This window comes from uncultured Sphingomonas sp. (assembly GCF_913777625.1).
In the GTDB taxonomy this organism is placed as follows: Bacteria; Pseudomonadota; Alphaproteobacteria; order Sphingomonadales; family Sphingomonadaceae; genus Sphingomonas.
The window spans coordinates 346,083-362,911 of record NZ_CAJYTI010000010.1 but is presented as its reverse complement, the minus strand read 5'-3'; the positions used below and the strand labels follow the sequence as shown (position 1 = coordinate 362,911).

Below are 16,829 nucleotides of genomic sequence, written 5' to 3'. Positions count from 1 at the left end.
AACCTCATAGCGGCTATGCCCGCGACGTGAGCAGTTCCACGACAACGTCGCTGACCCAGCCGCGCGTCGATCTTCGCGCCTTGCTGGCGCTGCGCGATCCCAAGGACGGCATCGACTGGGCGCGGATGCGCGCGGCGCAGCTCGATGCCGGGCGCCGATCTGCACTGCTGCTGTTTTCGGCGCATGCGGCCGGCGCCGCCCTTGCCGCGCTCGCGATGGCGCCGCTCGCTCCGCATCTGCTGCTGTTCGGCTGGATGACGCTGGTGCTCGGCACCGCCGGCTGGGCGGCGCTGCGGCGGCTGCGCTGGCGCGACGGCCATGCGCTGACCGCGACGCTGCGCGACATCCGCCACACCGCGCCCGAGGGAATCGCGATGGGGATCGCCTGGTCGATCCTGCCGCTGGCCTTCGGATCGGTTGCGACCGCCAAGGCGAGCCTGGATCTTTGGGCCGCGACGACACTGGTGCTCACCGCCACCGCGATGACGATCGGCGTGCTGCCGCTGGCCAGCCTGAGCTTCATCGGCATTCTGGGCCTGACCTGCACGCTCACCCTGATCCTGGTAGGGTCGCCGCTGCTGGCCGGCGCCGCGGTGCTGCTGACGCTGCTGCTCGGCACCGGCGCGCATCACCGCGCCCGCTCGCTGGTGCTGCTGCGGGCCAACCAGATCGCGCTGGCCGAACGCGACCAGACGGTGAGCCTGCTGCTCCGCGAATTCGAGGATACCGGCTCCGACTGGCTGTGGGAGATCGACGCCCAGCGCCGCGTCGTCCGGGCCAGCCCGCGGCTCGCCGCGTCCCGCGGGCTGGATCCGGCCACGCTCGCTGGCATGCCGTTCCTCCAGCTGCTCGCCGGCCCGGCCTGGGAGAGCGGGCGCTTCACCCCCGAGTTCCACGCACTCGCCGAGCGGCTGAAGGGCCGCGAGCCCTTTGCGGACCTGGCAGTGCCGATCGAGATCGACGGCGAGTGGCGCTGGTGGCAGATGTCCGCCAGCCCGAAGTTCGATGAGCGCGGCGCCTTTTCAGGCTTTCGCGGAGTCAATTCGGACATCACCGAGCAGCGCCGCGCGACCGAGCAGATCCACCGCATGGCGCGGTTCGACGCGCTTACCGGCCTGCCCAACCGCCTGCACATCAACGAGGCGCTCGCCGCCGCGATGGCGGAATCGGACAAATGGGGCGGCCGCTGCGCCTTCATGATGATCGACCTGGATCGCTTCAAGGCGGTGAACGACACGCTCGGCCATCCGGTCGGCGACCGGCTGCTCCAGCACGTCGCCAAGCGGCTGCGCCAGCTGGTGAGCGAGAACGAGATGATCGGCCGGCTCGGCGGCGACGAGTTCGCCGTGGTGGTGCGCGACGCCCGCGACAGCGGCCGCGTCGAACGGCTCGCCCAAGGCATCATCGATGCGGTGTCGCAACCCTATGCGCTCGACCAGCACACCCTCTATATCGGCGCGTCGGTGGGCCTGGCGATCGCCCCGCTCGACGGCCGCACGGCGGAAACCCTGGTCCGCTCGGCCGATCTCGCGCTCTACCGCTCGAAGGACAAGGGCGGCGGCGTATTCCACGCCTATGAGCCCGAACTCCATGCCGCCGCCGAGGAACGCCGCGTGCTCGAGATCGCGCTGCGCGCCGCGGTCGACAAGGGGCAGATGCAGCTCGCCTACCAGCCGGTGGTCAACGCGCGCAGCGGCGGGCTGATCGGCTTCGAGGCGCTGCTGCGCTGGACCCACCCCGAATTCGGCGCGATCCCGCCGTCCAAGTTCATCCCGCTGGCCGAGGAGGCGCGGCTGATCGGCGCGATCGGCGAATGGGTGCTGCGCACCGCCTGCCACGAGGCCGCGCATTGGGAAGAACCCGCCCGCATCGCGATCAACGTCAGCCCCGAGCAGCTCCACAATCCCGCCTTCGCCACGCTCGTCGCGGAGACGCTCGCCGAGTCCGGCCTGGCACCCGATCGGCTCGAGCTGGAAGTGACGGAGAGCGTGTTCCTGCGCGAAGGCACGGCGGCGGTGCGCGTCCTCGAACAGATCCTCGATCTGGGGGTGCGGCTGAGCCTCGACGATTTCGGCACCGGCTATTCCTCGCTCGGCTACCTCACCCATACCCGGTTCAGCTCGATCAAGATCGACCGCGGCTTCGTCCAGTCCGCCGCCCGCGGCACGCGCGAGGCGATCGCGATCATCCGCGCCGTCGTGGCGCTCGCCGAGAGCCTGAACATGGCGACCACCGCCGAGGGCGTGGAAACCGAAGTCGAGCACCAGATGGTCCAGGCGCTTGGCTGCACCCGCGCGCAGGGCTTCTACTTCGGCCGGCCGTTGCCGGTGGCCGAAGTGCGCGCGCTTGCGTCACGAAACGGTAACGAAACGAGCCGCGCGCTCGCGTGATTCCCGACGCACCGTTCCCAGATTGAGACATAACCCCTTTTTTTCATTGGAACTTTGGAACCGTTCGACGGTCTCGCCTGCACTGCAATGGTTCACTTGCCGTTAAGGGAGACACCCCGCATGTATCGTACACTTATGGCGGCGGCACTTGGCGCCGCAGCGCTGGTCGCCGTTTCGCCCGCGCAGGCGCAAAACTATTTCGGCCCGGCCGACATGAATCTCGCTTTTGGCGTCGACGGCACCATCTCGGCCAATTTCGGCCGCTCCGGCATCACCGCCGGCACCTTCACCGACATCTATCAGTTCACCCTGCCACAGAGCGGCATGGCGAGCGGTTCGATCATCACCAGCGCGGTGACCTTCCAGGGCCCGACCGACCTCGATCTGAAGTCGGTCACCTTTAACGGCGTGGCGCTGACCGGCTTCTTCGGCAGCGGCGTCAACGAATTCGTGTTCGCCAACTCCGTGCCGATCGTGGCGGGCGCCCAGAACGAGATCGTCATCAACGGCTTCGCGCGCGGCAACGGCTCCTATGCCGGCCAGGGCGTGTTCGCCCCGTCGGGCGTGCCGGAGCCGGCTGCCTGGGGCATGATGATCGGCGGCTTCGGTCTCGCCGGTGTTGCGATGCGTCGTGCACGCCGCACCCGCGTCACCTACGCGAACGCCTGAAACCAAAAACACTCGGCCATTGCACCCAGGGCGCCGCTGCGGAGTTCCGCGGCGGCGCTTGTCGTTCCGGCGATCGCCGCAATCGCGCAGCTTCGCTCCCCTCCCCAACCGTCCGAGTCGGAGAGGCCGTACTTCGCCGGATCGGCCGCCCGAAACCGCGGCTCGCGCCCAGGCCGCAGATGAGCTCGCCGCCGCGCCTCTCGAGCTGCCAGGCGGACCTGGTTGGCGGTCATCAGGCCATGCCTGGCGGCGGGAGAGCCCGAAGGAATCCCACAACCATGCTCGCGTTTCCGACGATCACCAAAATACCCGGCGCCGAGAGCGGATCGCTCTTGCCCTCGCCCGTGGCTCGCGCTACACGCGCCATCCGCACAGGGGTGTAGCTCAGCTGGTTAGAGCGTCGGTCTCCAAAACCGAAGGCCCTCGGTTCGAATCCGAGCTCCCCTGCCACTTTCCTGTCGGCGAACGATAGGACTCCACACAATCTGGCGCCAAAACGGCTTCGTGCATGGGCACGGACCGAGAAGGCAGTGCGCGGGCACGCTCTCGAACCGCCCCCCGGCATTCTCCCGGCGGTTGCCCGTCCCCACCCCGATACCGCAGCGACTGCTGGCGCGACCATGGAGTCGTGGAGCGCCTCTGGCGTTCGGTCGCATAGCAAGCGACGTGCCTATTGGCAGTCGGCCGCCAGACCAGATATACTTGAGACTGCCCCCTCGCAGCATCATGATCAAACACCGACCACTCGATTCTCTAATCTACGAACATTGCAGGAAAATGGAACCACATCTCTTCAAAATTGACCTTCCGCCACAAAGCCGTGGAAAGTATCATATTGCCCATTATCTGCGATTACTATAATCGATCACAAGCGATTCTTAGACATATTGCCGCACTGAACACAACAATGGTCGCCTTCATACCGTACGTACGTCACGTTTTGGGGTAATTCCTCGAAGCAAGCGAAGGGCGGACCAGAAACATGGTGGGCTTTACCCTATATAATAACGCGCTGTATTTGCCGACCGCGGATATCGGTGACGTCTCACAGGCTCGGATCGGCTTCCTTTTTCAGGATGCAGCGCGCGCTGATCCAGGGTTCGAACTGAACCAGCAGAGTTGGACCGACCCGACGCAGCAAGGATTGTTCTTCTTCTTCCCGCCTTCGGCGAAGCGAGACTGGGCGAGCTTTGCCAGCCAGGTGCGCGCCCTGTTCGGGGCGAACAAGGGAGCGCAGTTCGCCTGGGTGACGGAGACGGTCAGCGGCACGTCCACACGCGTTTCGGCAACAACGCTCATCTTCGTCAACAACCAGGGGACCCAGCCCCCTTCGCCGCAGCAGGCGTTCAGTTTCGCGTTCGCCACCAACATAACCTTGACCGTCAACGCGAGCGCCTTTTCCCCGTGCATCATCCGCTTCGACGATGCGCTCGGTCAGTTTCTCTTCACGGGTCAGAATGCCACGACGGTCGCCTTGACCGCGCAACCGCCAGGCGGCGCGCCGCAGACCTTCCCCTCGACGAGCCCGACGCTGGCGCTGTCGATGAATGGCGGGGACGATCCGAACGGCGGCAGCGTCAACGCGAGCTTCGCGCTGTCGACGGACGATCTGGCCGCGTTCGAGGCGGGGCTGATGTATTTCGACGCCGGCGCAGCGGGGATGCTCGGCGCGTTCCGCTTTCCGGTCCTGCGCGCGCCGGGGGGAACCGCGACGGCGTTGCGCTTTTCCGCCTGGCTCGACGTCTTGGCCCCCCTGGACGCCACGCGCTCCTATCTGCGGTGCGACGATCCGCTGCTGGGCAGCTATTTCTCCACCGCGAACGGCAAGGCGATCACGCTGACCCCATCCGGGCGGGCGCAGGTGGCGACGGCAGCGCGGCTCGTGTTCGCCAATCGCCCCGTCCATGCGACCAGCGACACGAGCACCTATTATCTGACGCTGGCAGGCGCCTTCACCCTGGGACTGGACGACGGCGATTCCGCTGCATCCACGTCGATGCTGTGCGGCACGGCGGGTACCGAGTTCCTGAGCGTCAGCGTCGCGCCCGAGGGAGCCGACACGCTCGTCTTCAGCCCCGGCAATCCGGCCTTTCAGGCCGCCGCGCCGTCCGCGGTGCGGGGCGCCCAGCCGCAGTTTCTGGAGTCGGCCGGCGGTCAGGTGACCACCGCCTGGGTGCAATTGCAGACGCACGCCGGCGGCTATGTTTCGCAGCCACAGGATTCGCCGCTGTATCAGCAGCCCGTATCGTCCGGCAGCCGCGCGGGTGGGGTCGGCGCCGCGTTCGATGTGCCGCTGCTCGATTTCCTGCCGCTGCAAAGCTGGAGCGCGGTCCATGCCGAACGCCTCTCGGGGGCGGCGATCCAGAGCAGCCCCTTGGTGCCGCTCGTACCCTTTGCCGGCCTGTCCTTCGCCACCGCCACCGAAGCCGCGCCTTTCCTGGCAATGGAGGCAACGGCGCTCAATCCGACGCGGCGGAACCTGTTCGCGCGCGCCGGGGCGACCGCCTCGGCCAGCCGTCGCGCGGCCGGCGTCGCGATGAGCTTCGCGGCGCAGGACGACCTTACCTATGCGATGACGCCGCAAGCGTTGCTCGCTGGGTTGAGCGGTACGGGCGCCGACCAGCTGTGGGAAACGACGCGGATCGCGATCAGCCCCTCGCTCGACGGGGACTCGTCGATCTACCTCCAGTTCACGCAGATGGCCGACCAGATCCGCGCGGCACTGCAGCAGAACCAGATCTTCCTGGTCATCAGCACGCTGACCGATCCCGACGCGCCCGAAAACGCCCTGTTCGGCTTTTCCGGCACGGATCAGCAGGTCAATATCGCTGGCTGGCCGTTCAGCCTGTCCCCCGAGGGCACCGCCGCCAGCGACGGCACGCCGCCGATCCTGATCCTGAAATTCTATCCCGGCCAATCGGTGCAGGACCTCGTCGAGGATACCAGCCTCTGGTCGCAGCCGGACACGTTCAACGGCAGCAGCTTCACCGCCGCGCAGGCGCAGACCTATATCGCCAACCAGATCGAAGCGGCCGCGGCGGCGGTGGCCGAGGACGGCACCGCCTCGATCTACTATAATTTCTACCAGATCGTCACCGATCCTACCTGGAGCGGGCTGCTCGCGCTCAACGCCAACATGCAGCTCAGCAACCTGCCGACGGCGATCAAGGCGGTCACCGGCGGGATGACCTATCCGGGCGCGGACGGCAAACCCGTCAGCAACATCGATGCGTTCCGGGTCCATCATGTCGGCGTGTCGATCAGCGATACGGATCCTGGGCAGCAGGCGCCCACCCTGTCGCAAAGCTCGTTCTTCGGGCTCGTCGATTACGAGAAGCCGGTCCCGTCGACCGAGGCGCGGCTCGCGGCAGCCGGTTTCGACGTGCTCTACAATTTCGAAGTCGAGTATCTGCGCGCCTTGTTCACCAACTCCGCGCTGGACAGCTTCTCCTGCCAGGTCAACCTGACGATCAACAACCTGTTCGGCACCGATGTCACCGGCGAGCCCGCGCGTTCCGCAAACGCGGGTGCGGCAGCGGACGACGACAATGTCATCGTGATCACGGGATCGTACCAGGCGCACTCGACCAGCGGCGATGCCGACAGCGCGGGGGAAGGCGTCTATTCGTTCGTGTCCGAGGCCCCGTTCAACTACACGTTCGGCACCAATCCGTATCTGGACACGATAACGCTGAACAAGGTGCAGTTTTCGTTCCTGCAGGAGACCGAACAACAAGGCAGCGAGACGTCCAAGATCCAGGCGTCCTTCGGCATCTCGGGCAGCATGGTGTTCAAGAAATTCGACTTTCTGGACATCTTCGCGTTCAAGGAACTGGTCTTCAACGATCTGGGCATCGGCGTCAGCTTCGATCTGACCGTGCCGGCGACGGGCGCCCCCACCACCGCCAATACCCATCTCACCTTCGATCCCGGCAATCTGCGCCTCGACCTGGCCGCGACCGAGCCACGGGAAGGCAGCACCAGCATGCTGCGCCTGTTGCCGTTCAAGCTGAGCTCGTTCCTCTACAACCAGTATCCCGACAAGCAGACGGTGGAGGACCTCGGCTATTTCTCGCTGTCCGAGGTGCCGCTCGGCAGTGACCTCAGCCTTGTCAGTACGTTCACCTATGGGCTCGCCTTCGATCTCGACCTGGGCGGATTGGGTGGGCTGGTCGGGTCGCTGGAAGCGTTCAAGTTCGGCTTCCTGGTCGGCTGGGGCGTCGACAACCGCTCGCAGAAGGGCGGGATCGCGTTTGGCGTCCAGATTCCGCAGGCGGACGGCAAGCTGCAGATCAAGATCGAGGGCGTGCTGGACCTGCTGATCGAGCAGTTCGTCCTGCGCTACGAAAAGCCTGCCACGGGGGAACCCTTCCTCGTCCTCGCGCTGCACAAAAGTTCGCTGACGGTCATGGGGGTGCGGCTGCCGCCGGGCGAGGCGCAGATCGACGTCGCGCTCTTCGCACCGATGGACGATGCGGCGCGCATCGGCTGGATCGCCGCCTACAACAACATCGCCCCGCCCTCCCCCGAGGCCTCGCCCGCGCTGCGGGCACCGGCAGCAGCGCTGCACGCCGATCCCGCGCCCGCGCCGCCGCAGGGCAGCACGCCGTTCAACGCGCCGTTGTTCGCCGCCGCCGACAGCCCGGCGGACGCGACGCTGATCGCGGCCCATGACCGCGGCACCGCGCCAGCAGCGGGGCCCGGCTCCGCATCCGCACCGCCGTCGCGCACGGTCCTCACGCCCGATGCACCGGCACCCAGCGCCGCTTCCACCTCCACGACCGGTGCCGTGCTGCTGCCGCCGCTGCGTGCGACGGACGAAGAGGAGGAAAGCTCGGTCTTCGATCTGGTCTATCTGGGCATCGGTCAGCGGGTCGGGCCGAGCAAGGACGACACGCCGACGACGTTCGCCGATTTCATGACGTTCATGACCACGGACTTCTGGGACGCGATCGAGACTCGGGAATATGACAAGGTCTATCAGCGCGAAGGACAATGGCTCGCGCTGACCAATTTCAAGCTGCTCGACCTGATCGAGGTCGGCTTCGTCTTCTACGACACCACCCCGTTCTACAGCCTTACGCTCAATGTCGAGAAGCTGTTCAACTTCGAGATCACCTATACCAAGATCAGCGACAGCATCGGGCTGTTCTATGCCGAATTCAGCCTGCCGGACAGCCTGCGCACCTATGAGGTCGGCGCGGCATCGCTGACGCTGCCCTCGATCGGAGTCAGCGTCTACACCAACGGCAACTGGAAGCTCGATGTCGGCTTTCCCAAGGGCGACGATTGGAGCAAGTCGTTCCGGGTCGAGGCGATGGCGGGACCCGTCCCGGTCACGGGATCGGGCGGGTTTTATCTCGCCAGCCTGAGCTCGGCGACGACCGATGTGTTTCAGGCCGACTATGCGAGCATCCTCGCCTTCGGCTTCGCCGCGCGGCTGGGCGTGGGCAAGGATTTCACCGCCGGGCCGCTGAAGGCCGGGGTCAGCGTCACGTTCTTCGGCATCATCCAGGGCGCGGCCGGCTATCACGTCGCCGCTTCGGACGAGATCTTCAAGAAGCCCGACGCGCTTGCGTTGTCGGGGCAGTTCGGCGTCATCGGCGAGCTGTACGGCGCGATCGACTTCGTCATCATCAAGGCGAGCGTCAACGTCCGGCTGCAGGCGAGCATCGGCATCGTCCTCAAATATGAGCCGGCCGCGGGCAATGATGGTTCGATCCTGCTCTATCTCGACGCGAGCGTCTCCGTGAGCGTGTCGGTGGAAATCGGTCTCGGTTTCTTCTCGATCACGATCAGTTTCAGCTTCGACGCATCGTTCCGCTTCGACTGGCAGCTCGCCGGCCCGAGCCAGAATGCCGCCCGGCTCGCGCATCACCGTTCGCTGCGGGCCGGCAGGTTGGCGATGCTGACGACCACCGGCATTTCGACGCTGCCGCTGATCCCCGTCTTCTCCACGGCGCTTCCGATCTGGTTCACCCCGGAGGGAACCGCCGTGTTTGCCGACAGCGTCAAAACCGGCGTGCCCTGGGTGGTGACGTCGCTCGCGCTTCAGTTCGATCCCGCGCCCAAGAGAGGCACGACCTATGCCGACTTCCTTCCCTTCGAGAAGCTGACGACGCAGCTCGTCACTTGGGCCATCGGCCAGGCCACCGGCAAGGGCGGCTGGGACTATGCCATCGACTATGCGACGCTGTCCGGCCTGGACGAGAATCCCGACGTCCTGCTGGCGGGCATCGATTATGCGCTGCTGCTGGAACAGCTCGCGGTGTTCACCGCCGCGACGCTGATCGTCCCCAGCGAGCCCGCAGGCACGACGGTGAGCGCGGCTACCTTCCCGATGTTCCCCTTCGTCGGCCTCCAGACGACCGGCCGGCAGGTGAACGGCGCAGCTGCCGATCTGGACTATGTGTTCGCGAGCAAGAACATCGTTTCCGCGGACTACATCGCTTGGCTGGATGCCTATTTCAATCAGCTGTTCGTCAACCAGAGCGGCGGCGACGGCGCCGCGAGGCTCTCGGCAGCGCAGGCCGAGGATGCGGCCACGCCGCTCGTCCAGGAAATCTTCTGCGACTATCTCACCGGCCTGATCCGCGGCGGCGTCCACCAGTTGCTGGAGACGATGCAGAACGGCCAGATGACGAACGCGACGATCGACAAGCTGGTGGTCGAAAGCGTGCAGGCCGGCCTGTTCGCGTCGCTCGCCGGGCAGATGTCGAGCGCGTTCCGGGGGGGCACGCAGCTGCCCTATACGGCGGGACTGACCGTGCCCGACGGCCCGGCGAATGCCGTTGCCAACCCGCTCTATGCCTTGCTGTGGCAGGAGTTTCCGGTGGGCGACGTCGCGAGCGGCGGACAATATTCGATCGCGCTCAGCAATCCCGCCGGCAGCGGCCAGGCCTGGCTTTCGGTCACGGCCGACTGGAAGCTGACCAGCGACTGGCTGCTGCCCCTCCAGGGGATCGAGCGGAACGCGATCATCGCGCCATCCGCGCCGGTGCAATTGCCGTTCACCGATGTGGCGCCCCAATCCTTCGCGTTCAACAACGCCATCGTCTGGACCCAGCCTTCGGGCACCGCCACCAGCCTGCGGCCCTTTCCGTCGAGCCTCCAGACGCTGCAGACGCAGCAGGGCACGGCGATCAACATGCTGGTGGAATCGCGGACCGGGGGTGCCCCCTATCTTCCCGGCGGGACCACCCTGCCGCCCGGCAGCTTTGCCTGGGCCACCCAGATCAGCCTTACCGTCGCACAGGCAGTGGGCACGGACGGCAAGATCCTGCCCGACGTGTTCCAGCTGAACGGCGCGAGCGAGCAGGACGAGCAACTGCTCGAACAGATCATCGCGGCGATCACGACCGAGGGACTGCGCCCCACCATCCAGATCCTCTACCAGACCGCGGCAGGCGCGAGCGGATTGACCTCCAACGCACTCGACCCGACGGACGTCTTCGTGCTGCGGACCAACAGCACCACGGTTTCGGCGCCACCGACGAGGGTTGCGATGGCGTACGGCGCGCCGCCGCCCTCGGCGCCGGTCGGCGCTCATATCAACGAAGCCGAACCGTTCCTGAAGATTGTCCAGCAGGCAGTGGTGACCAACGCCACGGGCTATTATCTGCGCTACCGTGACAGCAGCGGCGACAGCCTGCCGCCGACGCTGTTCTCGGCCGGCCCCGCCCCGCTCACGATCCTTCTCACCTATCCATCGGACGGCACGGGCAACACCAAGGCCTCTCCTGCCAGCATCCGCCCCTTCTACAACGCGATCACGCTGGAGAACGCCGATCCGTCGCTGATCTATTATGCGGAAACGACGGATGCGGCATTGAACACGCAGCATGCCACGGTCGCGGCCGGAAGCATCGGCGTGCTGCTGACCCGCGATGATGCGGCGATGCTGGTGGCGCCGTCCGCCAAGCTGGCCGCGTTGACGGCGATGGATCACCGGCAGCGCTACCGGCGATCGGACCTGGTCCGCGCCCTTGTCGGATCGGGAATCGAGGACGAGGCCGACCTCCACGCGATCCTGGCAACCGCCGGCAGCGGCACCGCCCAGCTCAATGCGCTGTACAGCCTCGTCACCTATCGGGTGGAGGGGACGAGCGGCTTCGTTCAAAGCAATTTCTCGGCGCCGCTCCAGCCGCAGCGCCCGGATCCGGCGAGCAGTGCGGCCGACGGCCTGACCGACCGCTCGGACGGCACGCGGTCCTACCGCGCCTATGTGCCGCTCTATGCCCTGGCGGTCGACAATCAGCCGCTGCAGCCCATTCCCAATCGCTATGCGAGCATCGGGGCGCCCGTCCGTATCGACTTCTTCCAGAACGACGCGTTCGGCAACCAACTGCCGGGCGCCCAGTCGTTCGCCGCGATCAACGGCTATTTCGATCCGATCGTGCCGCTCGACCAGTGGCAGGGCCTGGTCTCGACCTATGACTTCAACACGTCGAGCGGCCCGCAGGCGAGCCATCTGACGGTTTATCTCCAGCTGAGCGCGGCGGCGTTCGCCGGGCTATCGGCGGACCAGCGCGCATCGGCGCTGCAAAGCTGGACGACGATCCTGGACCAGATCACCGGGCCCGGGATCGGCTTCACGATCGAGGCCAACCTGGCGCTCCAGGCCGATGGCAGCATGGCGGAAGTGGCGCTCGACACGAGCCAGACCGCCGCCGTCGTGTCGCTGGTCGAAGCGATCGTCGCATGGCTGCAGAATCCGACCGGCAGCTTCCCCGCCGATCGGGTCCCGCTCACCGTGGCGGTGCAGGGACCGGGCACGATCCCGCCGACCTTCGAGATGTTCGTGCTGCTGTCGATCGCGCGCGATCCCGCGCTGATCTCGCCGCTGCTCAAGGATGACGCGGGCGTCATCACCTTCCCCTCCGCCCAGCGCGCCAGCACGACCATCGCAGCCACGGTGGGCGGGTCGCAAGCGGACGGCACCTCGGTCAGCATCAATGCTTTCGCCAGCCAGTTCGTCCAGGCGTTTCCGGCGCTGGCGCTTGCCGTCGGCCTGGGCGGCGCGCACGAGTCCATCAACACGTCCAAACGAACCCGTCAGGCCAGCCGCCTGCGCGACATGGGCGTGCCGGCCGACAGCGGTGGTTCCGGGCAGTCGACGGCGCAGTCGCTATGGGCGGTGCAAAAGGTGCTGCTCGACATCTCGGTCGGAACCGGCCCCCAGGCAGGCCCCTATTACGCATCGCCGATGCCGCTCGACAACACGCTCAACAGCGCGGTCGTGCCGTTGCCGACGATGCCGGAGGGCCTGCCGGCCCTGCCTGCCAGCCAGTTGTTCACCGACGTGGACCTGGACGCGTACAATAGCGGGTTCTTCGCGGCCGTAGACCTGATGCTCACCCCCGCGCTCGCCGCTGCCATGTTCGAGAAGGCGCCCGCCGCCTACACCACGATCGCCAACGGCCGCAGCCGGCTCGCCGAGCTGTATGCGAGCAAGGAGATCGACTGGCTGTTCGATCCGAACGCGCCGTTCACCGGCCCGGTCGAACAGCTGTGGATCGCGCGGGACGCCTTTGGCGAGCAGATGCGGGCAGCGCTCGCGACCGCCTATACCACCGACACGATCGTCCAATATGGCGTTTCCTGGACGAATGCGCCGCCTGCGGCGGTGGACGGCATGTACGAGCTGTTCGGCACCGTTCGTCCGATCGCCGGCGGACCGCTCCCCAAAGGCTGTACGATCAGCGCCCCCCATGTGCCGATCGTATCGAGCGGCGCCAGCACGCTGACCTTCCTGTTCGGCCTCGACGACGTCCGCCACGCCGCGAGCGTTTCGCTCGACCTGGTGTACGAGGTGACGCACCTTCAGCATTTCCTCGAACCGGCCAGCGCGACGCCACCGGGCGAGGCACGGCCCTCGATCTGGCTGCAACTGATCGACACCGCAACGCCCCCGCATATCGGGCCGGCGAACATGTCGACCGTCATTCCGCTGGTGCTGCGCGAATACCCGATACCGCCGACATTGATCCGGCAGGCCGCGCAGGCCGGCGGCGGATCCGGCCAGGCCGGGGCGACGAATCCGCTGGTCGCCGCCGCCGCCTGGACCCTCGCCTATGCCTATCAGGCGCAGTTGACCCCGCACGACCAGATCGTCACCGCGATCACCTACAATAGCGACCTGTCCGTCACCAACGGCGCGGCCGCGGCCGTGAAATCCGGGCCGGACGGCGCCGTGGTCCGATACACGCTGTTCGAGTCGCTCGCCCGCTTCCGGGCAGCCTATGCGCTGCTCCAGTCGGTGCTGCCGATGCCGGAAAACCCCTCTTGGGTCGGTGCGGTCCAGTGCTTCGCCGATCTGGTGGATGCGGTCGTCCACAACACGACCTGGACGCCCGATCCCGCCCTGCTGGGTCGCACCGGCGACTTGCTGCGGATCACCGATTCCTATGGTGTCGAAGATGTCGCGATCGGCGGCGGCAGCAACCGCACCGTGACGATTTCCTGGACCGACGCGGAATCGAGCTTCGCAGGCGCCACGGTGTCGATCGAAGCGCTGGACCCGACCAGCCTGGCACCCTATCCGGACCAGACGCAGCAACGCACCGCCCAGTCGGTCATCGACACCTACACGCCGCAACCGCCGCTGGCGGACGACTGGATCGTGCACCAGATCGGCGTCCAGGGTCTCAACGTCCTCGCTGCCGAGAATGCGCTCGCCTCGGTGCAGGTCGAACGAAACCTGCTCACCATGGAAGCAGGCGGAAAGCCATGGTCCGCCAAGACCGCGTTCGTCTACATGACGCCGGTGGTCAGTGCGACGCAGCCGATCACGCCGTTCGTCGACTATGCCGTGCCGATCAACGTGGCGCAGTTGCCGAGCGCCGGCACCTGCAGCGCATGCACCCAAACGACACCGGCCGGCACGCAGAGCCTGTGCCAGTATGTCTATACGATCCTGTCCGACCTGCTGGCGAACGAGGTATCGGGCGCCGTGCTGGGCGACGCCCGCCGATCTGCCGGGCTGGGCGCCGCAGCGACAAGGCGCATGAAGATTGCGTGCAGCTTCCAATATGCGGTGGCCAGCGCGGCGGGCGTCAGCTCGGCCAACCCGGTCGCACCGCTCGTTCCGGTGGTATTGGCGCCTTCGTTCCTGATCGACGGCAGCGATCCTGCGCAACTGGGTGGGTTCGCCGCGCACTTTGCGGAGTCGATCACGGCATGGACGTCCGCAAATGGGCTGGTGTTCGGCCCCGCGGCGCAGCCCGGGGCGCGGCTCGTCTTCGATCTGACGCTGTTCGCCGAACTCAGCGGCTCCAACTTGCCGGTCTTGCGGCTCCGGACGCTGCAACTCTCGATGGCGGATGTCACGCCATGACCGGCAATCCAAGGCTCGGGCCGATCTGGCCGCACGAGGCGGTCGCAAGAACCGCTGGCGGACCGGCAATACGTCCATCCTCAAGCAAACCACGTAGGAGATGAACATGAGCGATCATGAAGGTGCGGTCCTGGACACGAAGGCCGTGAACACAAACTGGAATGGCGGCCCGTTGCAACTGCTCGTCAACCAGAGCGTCACCATCCCGCAGACGCCGAACGGAACGACGATTTTCGCCGCCACGAACCAGGCGACGCAAAACAACGCCGGCCAGCTCGTTCTCACGTCGGGCGGCGGTGCCCCGACAACGCTGGGCGTGCCGGCATTGAGCAATTCGCCGACCATCCTGATCAACAACTGGCAGGCCAACAATCTCGGCGTCACCAACACCAGCATCAACAACATCACGCCGATCCTGGTGCAGGCGGTGGGCCCGGGCATGCCGGGCATTCAGCCCCTCACGCTGAACGCCGGCATGCCGACGCAGATGGCGCCGGGGCAATGCGCGCAGGCGAATGCATCGCCGCAATGGATGCAGCTGGTCCTCCAGGTAACCGGGGCGACGCTCGGCGTGATCGGCGTGATCGGCGGCCCGCAGGACGCCTCGGGCAACAACGCCTATGCTATTCAGGTCAACGCACCGTCGAATACGGGTCCGGGAACGGGCATGACACCACCTCCCGGTTACTATGCGACGACGACGTCGAACACCTACACGTACCAGTTCAACTGGGGTAGTTCGCTGATCTTCGTCGCCAATTTGTCGCCTTCGACCGCCCAGGCGGTCGCAGCGACACTGCGGACACTGTAACCGCGCCTGCGCGGGACATGCTGCACCGTCGGGGGCGGCATGTTCCGCCCTGCGGCAACCAAAGGGGCGACAGGATGCGCTATCTCCGCAAACAACCGGCGAACTTCCAGATCATCGATCGCGTCTTCACCGATAGGGTCTGGGACGGCAGCGGCACCACGCTCGCCGTGGACCAGTCGGTCGGCATCCCGCAGACCCCGAACGGAACGACGATCCTGGGCTGGATGAACCAGGCCACGGCGAACAACAACGGTGCCCTGATGCTGACATCCGGCGGCAGCCAGCCAGCGCCTTGCAACGCCCCCGCGCTCGCGGCCCAGCCGAGCATTCTGGTCTGCAACTGGCACGCGGACAACCTCAACATCACGAACGTCAGCGCGAACGCTGCGACACCCATCTGGGTCGGGCTTTTCGGCCCCGGCATGCCCGGACAGAGTTCGAAACCGCTCCCGACCAATGGGACCCCCTTGGTGCTTGCGACCAGCCAGAGCGGAATCGCCGCGACCCTGCCCCAGTATATGCGCCTCAAAATGAGCGCGACGAGCGCCAGCCTGTGCGTCTTCGCGATCGTCGGCGGCCCCGCGGACGGCAGCGGCAACAACGGCTTCGTCATTGCCGTCAATGCCGCCCAAAACACCGGGCCCGACACCGGCGTCACCCCGCCTCCGGGCTATTATGCGACCACCGTCGACAACAGCTTCACGTTCCAGTTCAACTGGGCCGGGCAGCAGCTCTACGTGGTCAACATGTCGCCGGTGACCGCATCGGGCGCGCAGGTGACACTGAATTGCCTGTGAGCGCATCGGTCGCGCTGGCCTGGGCCTCGGTGATGCCGCAGCTATTGCCCTACGCGATCATCGACCGGTTGACGGTAGACCCCGTCTGGACCGGCGCGCCGCTGATCCTTCTGGAAAACCAGAACGCCGCCATGCCGCAGACGCCCAACGGCACCGTGATCTTCGCCTATTGGAACATGAGCAAGCAGAACAACGCCGGCTCCATCGCGATCACCTCGGGTGGGGGCCCGCCCAGTTTCAGGCAGGTCCCAGCGCTGCAGAACCAGCCTTATGTCTGGATGAACAACTGGCACAGCAACAACCTTAGCGTTACCAACATCAGTCCCAACCAGGATACCCCCATCCAGATCCAGGCGATCGGACCGGGAATCCCCGGTACGTCGCCGCTGCCGCTGCCGATGGGCGGGGACGGCCAGCAGCTCGGCTATGGGCAGACGGCGATCGGCTCGGCCTCGCCGAGTTACATGCAGCTGGTCATCACGTCGAACAGCTCGACCACGAGCATCGTCGGAATCATCGGCGGACCACCCGATACGCAGGGCAATAACGGCTATGTCATCGCCGTGAACTATTCCCGCGACACCGGCCCGGGAACCGGGACGGCCCCGCCGGAAGGCTATTACGCCACGACAGCCAGCAACAGCTATGTGATGACGCTCAACTGGAACAGCGCGGTGGTATTCGCCGCGAACCTGTCGTCGATGAATGCAACGCCCGTTCAGATCATCCTGCGGCAACTCTAGGGCGGGATAGGAGCAGGCGCCGTGCGTCGGCGGCGGCGGCCGCCGCGCCGAGTTGCGGTGCGGCGGCGCGCAACGCGACGCTAC

At 66.2% G+C, this 16,829-nt stretch carries 6 protein-coding genes and 1 tRNA gene; all 7 read left to right on the top strand.

All coding sequences use genetic code 11. The features are described 5' to 3' along the window. Positions 1-26 precede the first annotated feature (26 nt). The 7 genes from QZ814_RS06705 (at position 27) to QZ814_RS06675 (ending at position 16,745) form a co-directional block, all read left to right on the top strand. A complete protein-coding gene (locus tag QZ814_RS06705; RefSeq protein ID WP_294330370.1) occupies positions 27-2,390 on the top strand; it encodes a GGDEF and EAL domain-containing protein in 2,364 nt (787 codons plus the stop codon). Between the two features lie 120 nt (positions 2,391-2,510). After that, positions 2,511-3,059, top strand: coding sequence for an FxDxF family PEP-CTERM protein (locus QZ814_RS06700; protein ID WP_294330369.1), 549 nt, complete (start codon positions 2,511-2,513; stop codon positions 3,057-3,059). Positions 3,060-3,432: 373 nt separating this feature from the next. Then, positions 3,433-3,509: transfer RNA gene (locus QZ814_RS06695), tRNA-Trp, on the top strand. A 532-nt stretch (positions 3,510-4,041) separates the two neighbouring features. Next, entirely contained in the window at positions 4,042-14,394 is a 10,353-nt protein-coding gene (locus QZ814_RS06690; protein WP_294330368.1) for a hypothetical protein, read from the top strand. Positions 14,395-14,494: 100 nt separating this feature from the next. Further along, on the top strand, positions 14,495-15,205 hold the full coding sequence (locus QZ814_RS06685; protein WP_294330367.1) for a hypothetical protein: 711 nt from the start codon (positions 14,495-14,497) through the stop codon (positions 15,203-15,205). 74 nt (positions 15,206-15,279) lie between these two features. Further along, the gene (locus QZ814_RS06680; RefSeq protein ID WP_294330366.1) at positions 15,280-16,002 is read left to right on the top strand and encodes a hypothetical protein; all 723 of its coding nucleotides are present in this window, start codon (positions 15,280-15,282) and stop codon (positions 16,000-16,002) included. Further along, positions 15,999-16,745, top strand: a complete 747-nt coding sequence (locus tag QZ814_RS06675) for a hypothetical protein (RefSeq protein WP_294330365.1) — start codon at positions 15,999-16,001, stop codon at positions 16,743-16,745. Before QZ814_RS06680 ends, QZ814_RS06675 begins: the two co-directional genes overlap by 4 nt. The last annotated feature ends 84 nt before the right edge of the window (positions 16,746-16,829 follow it).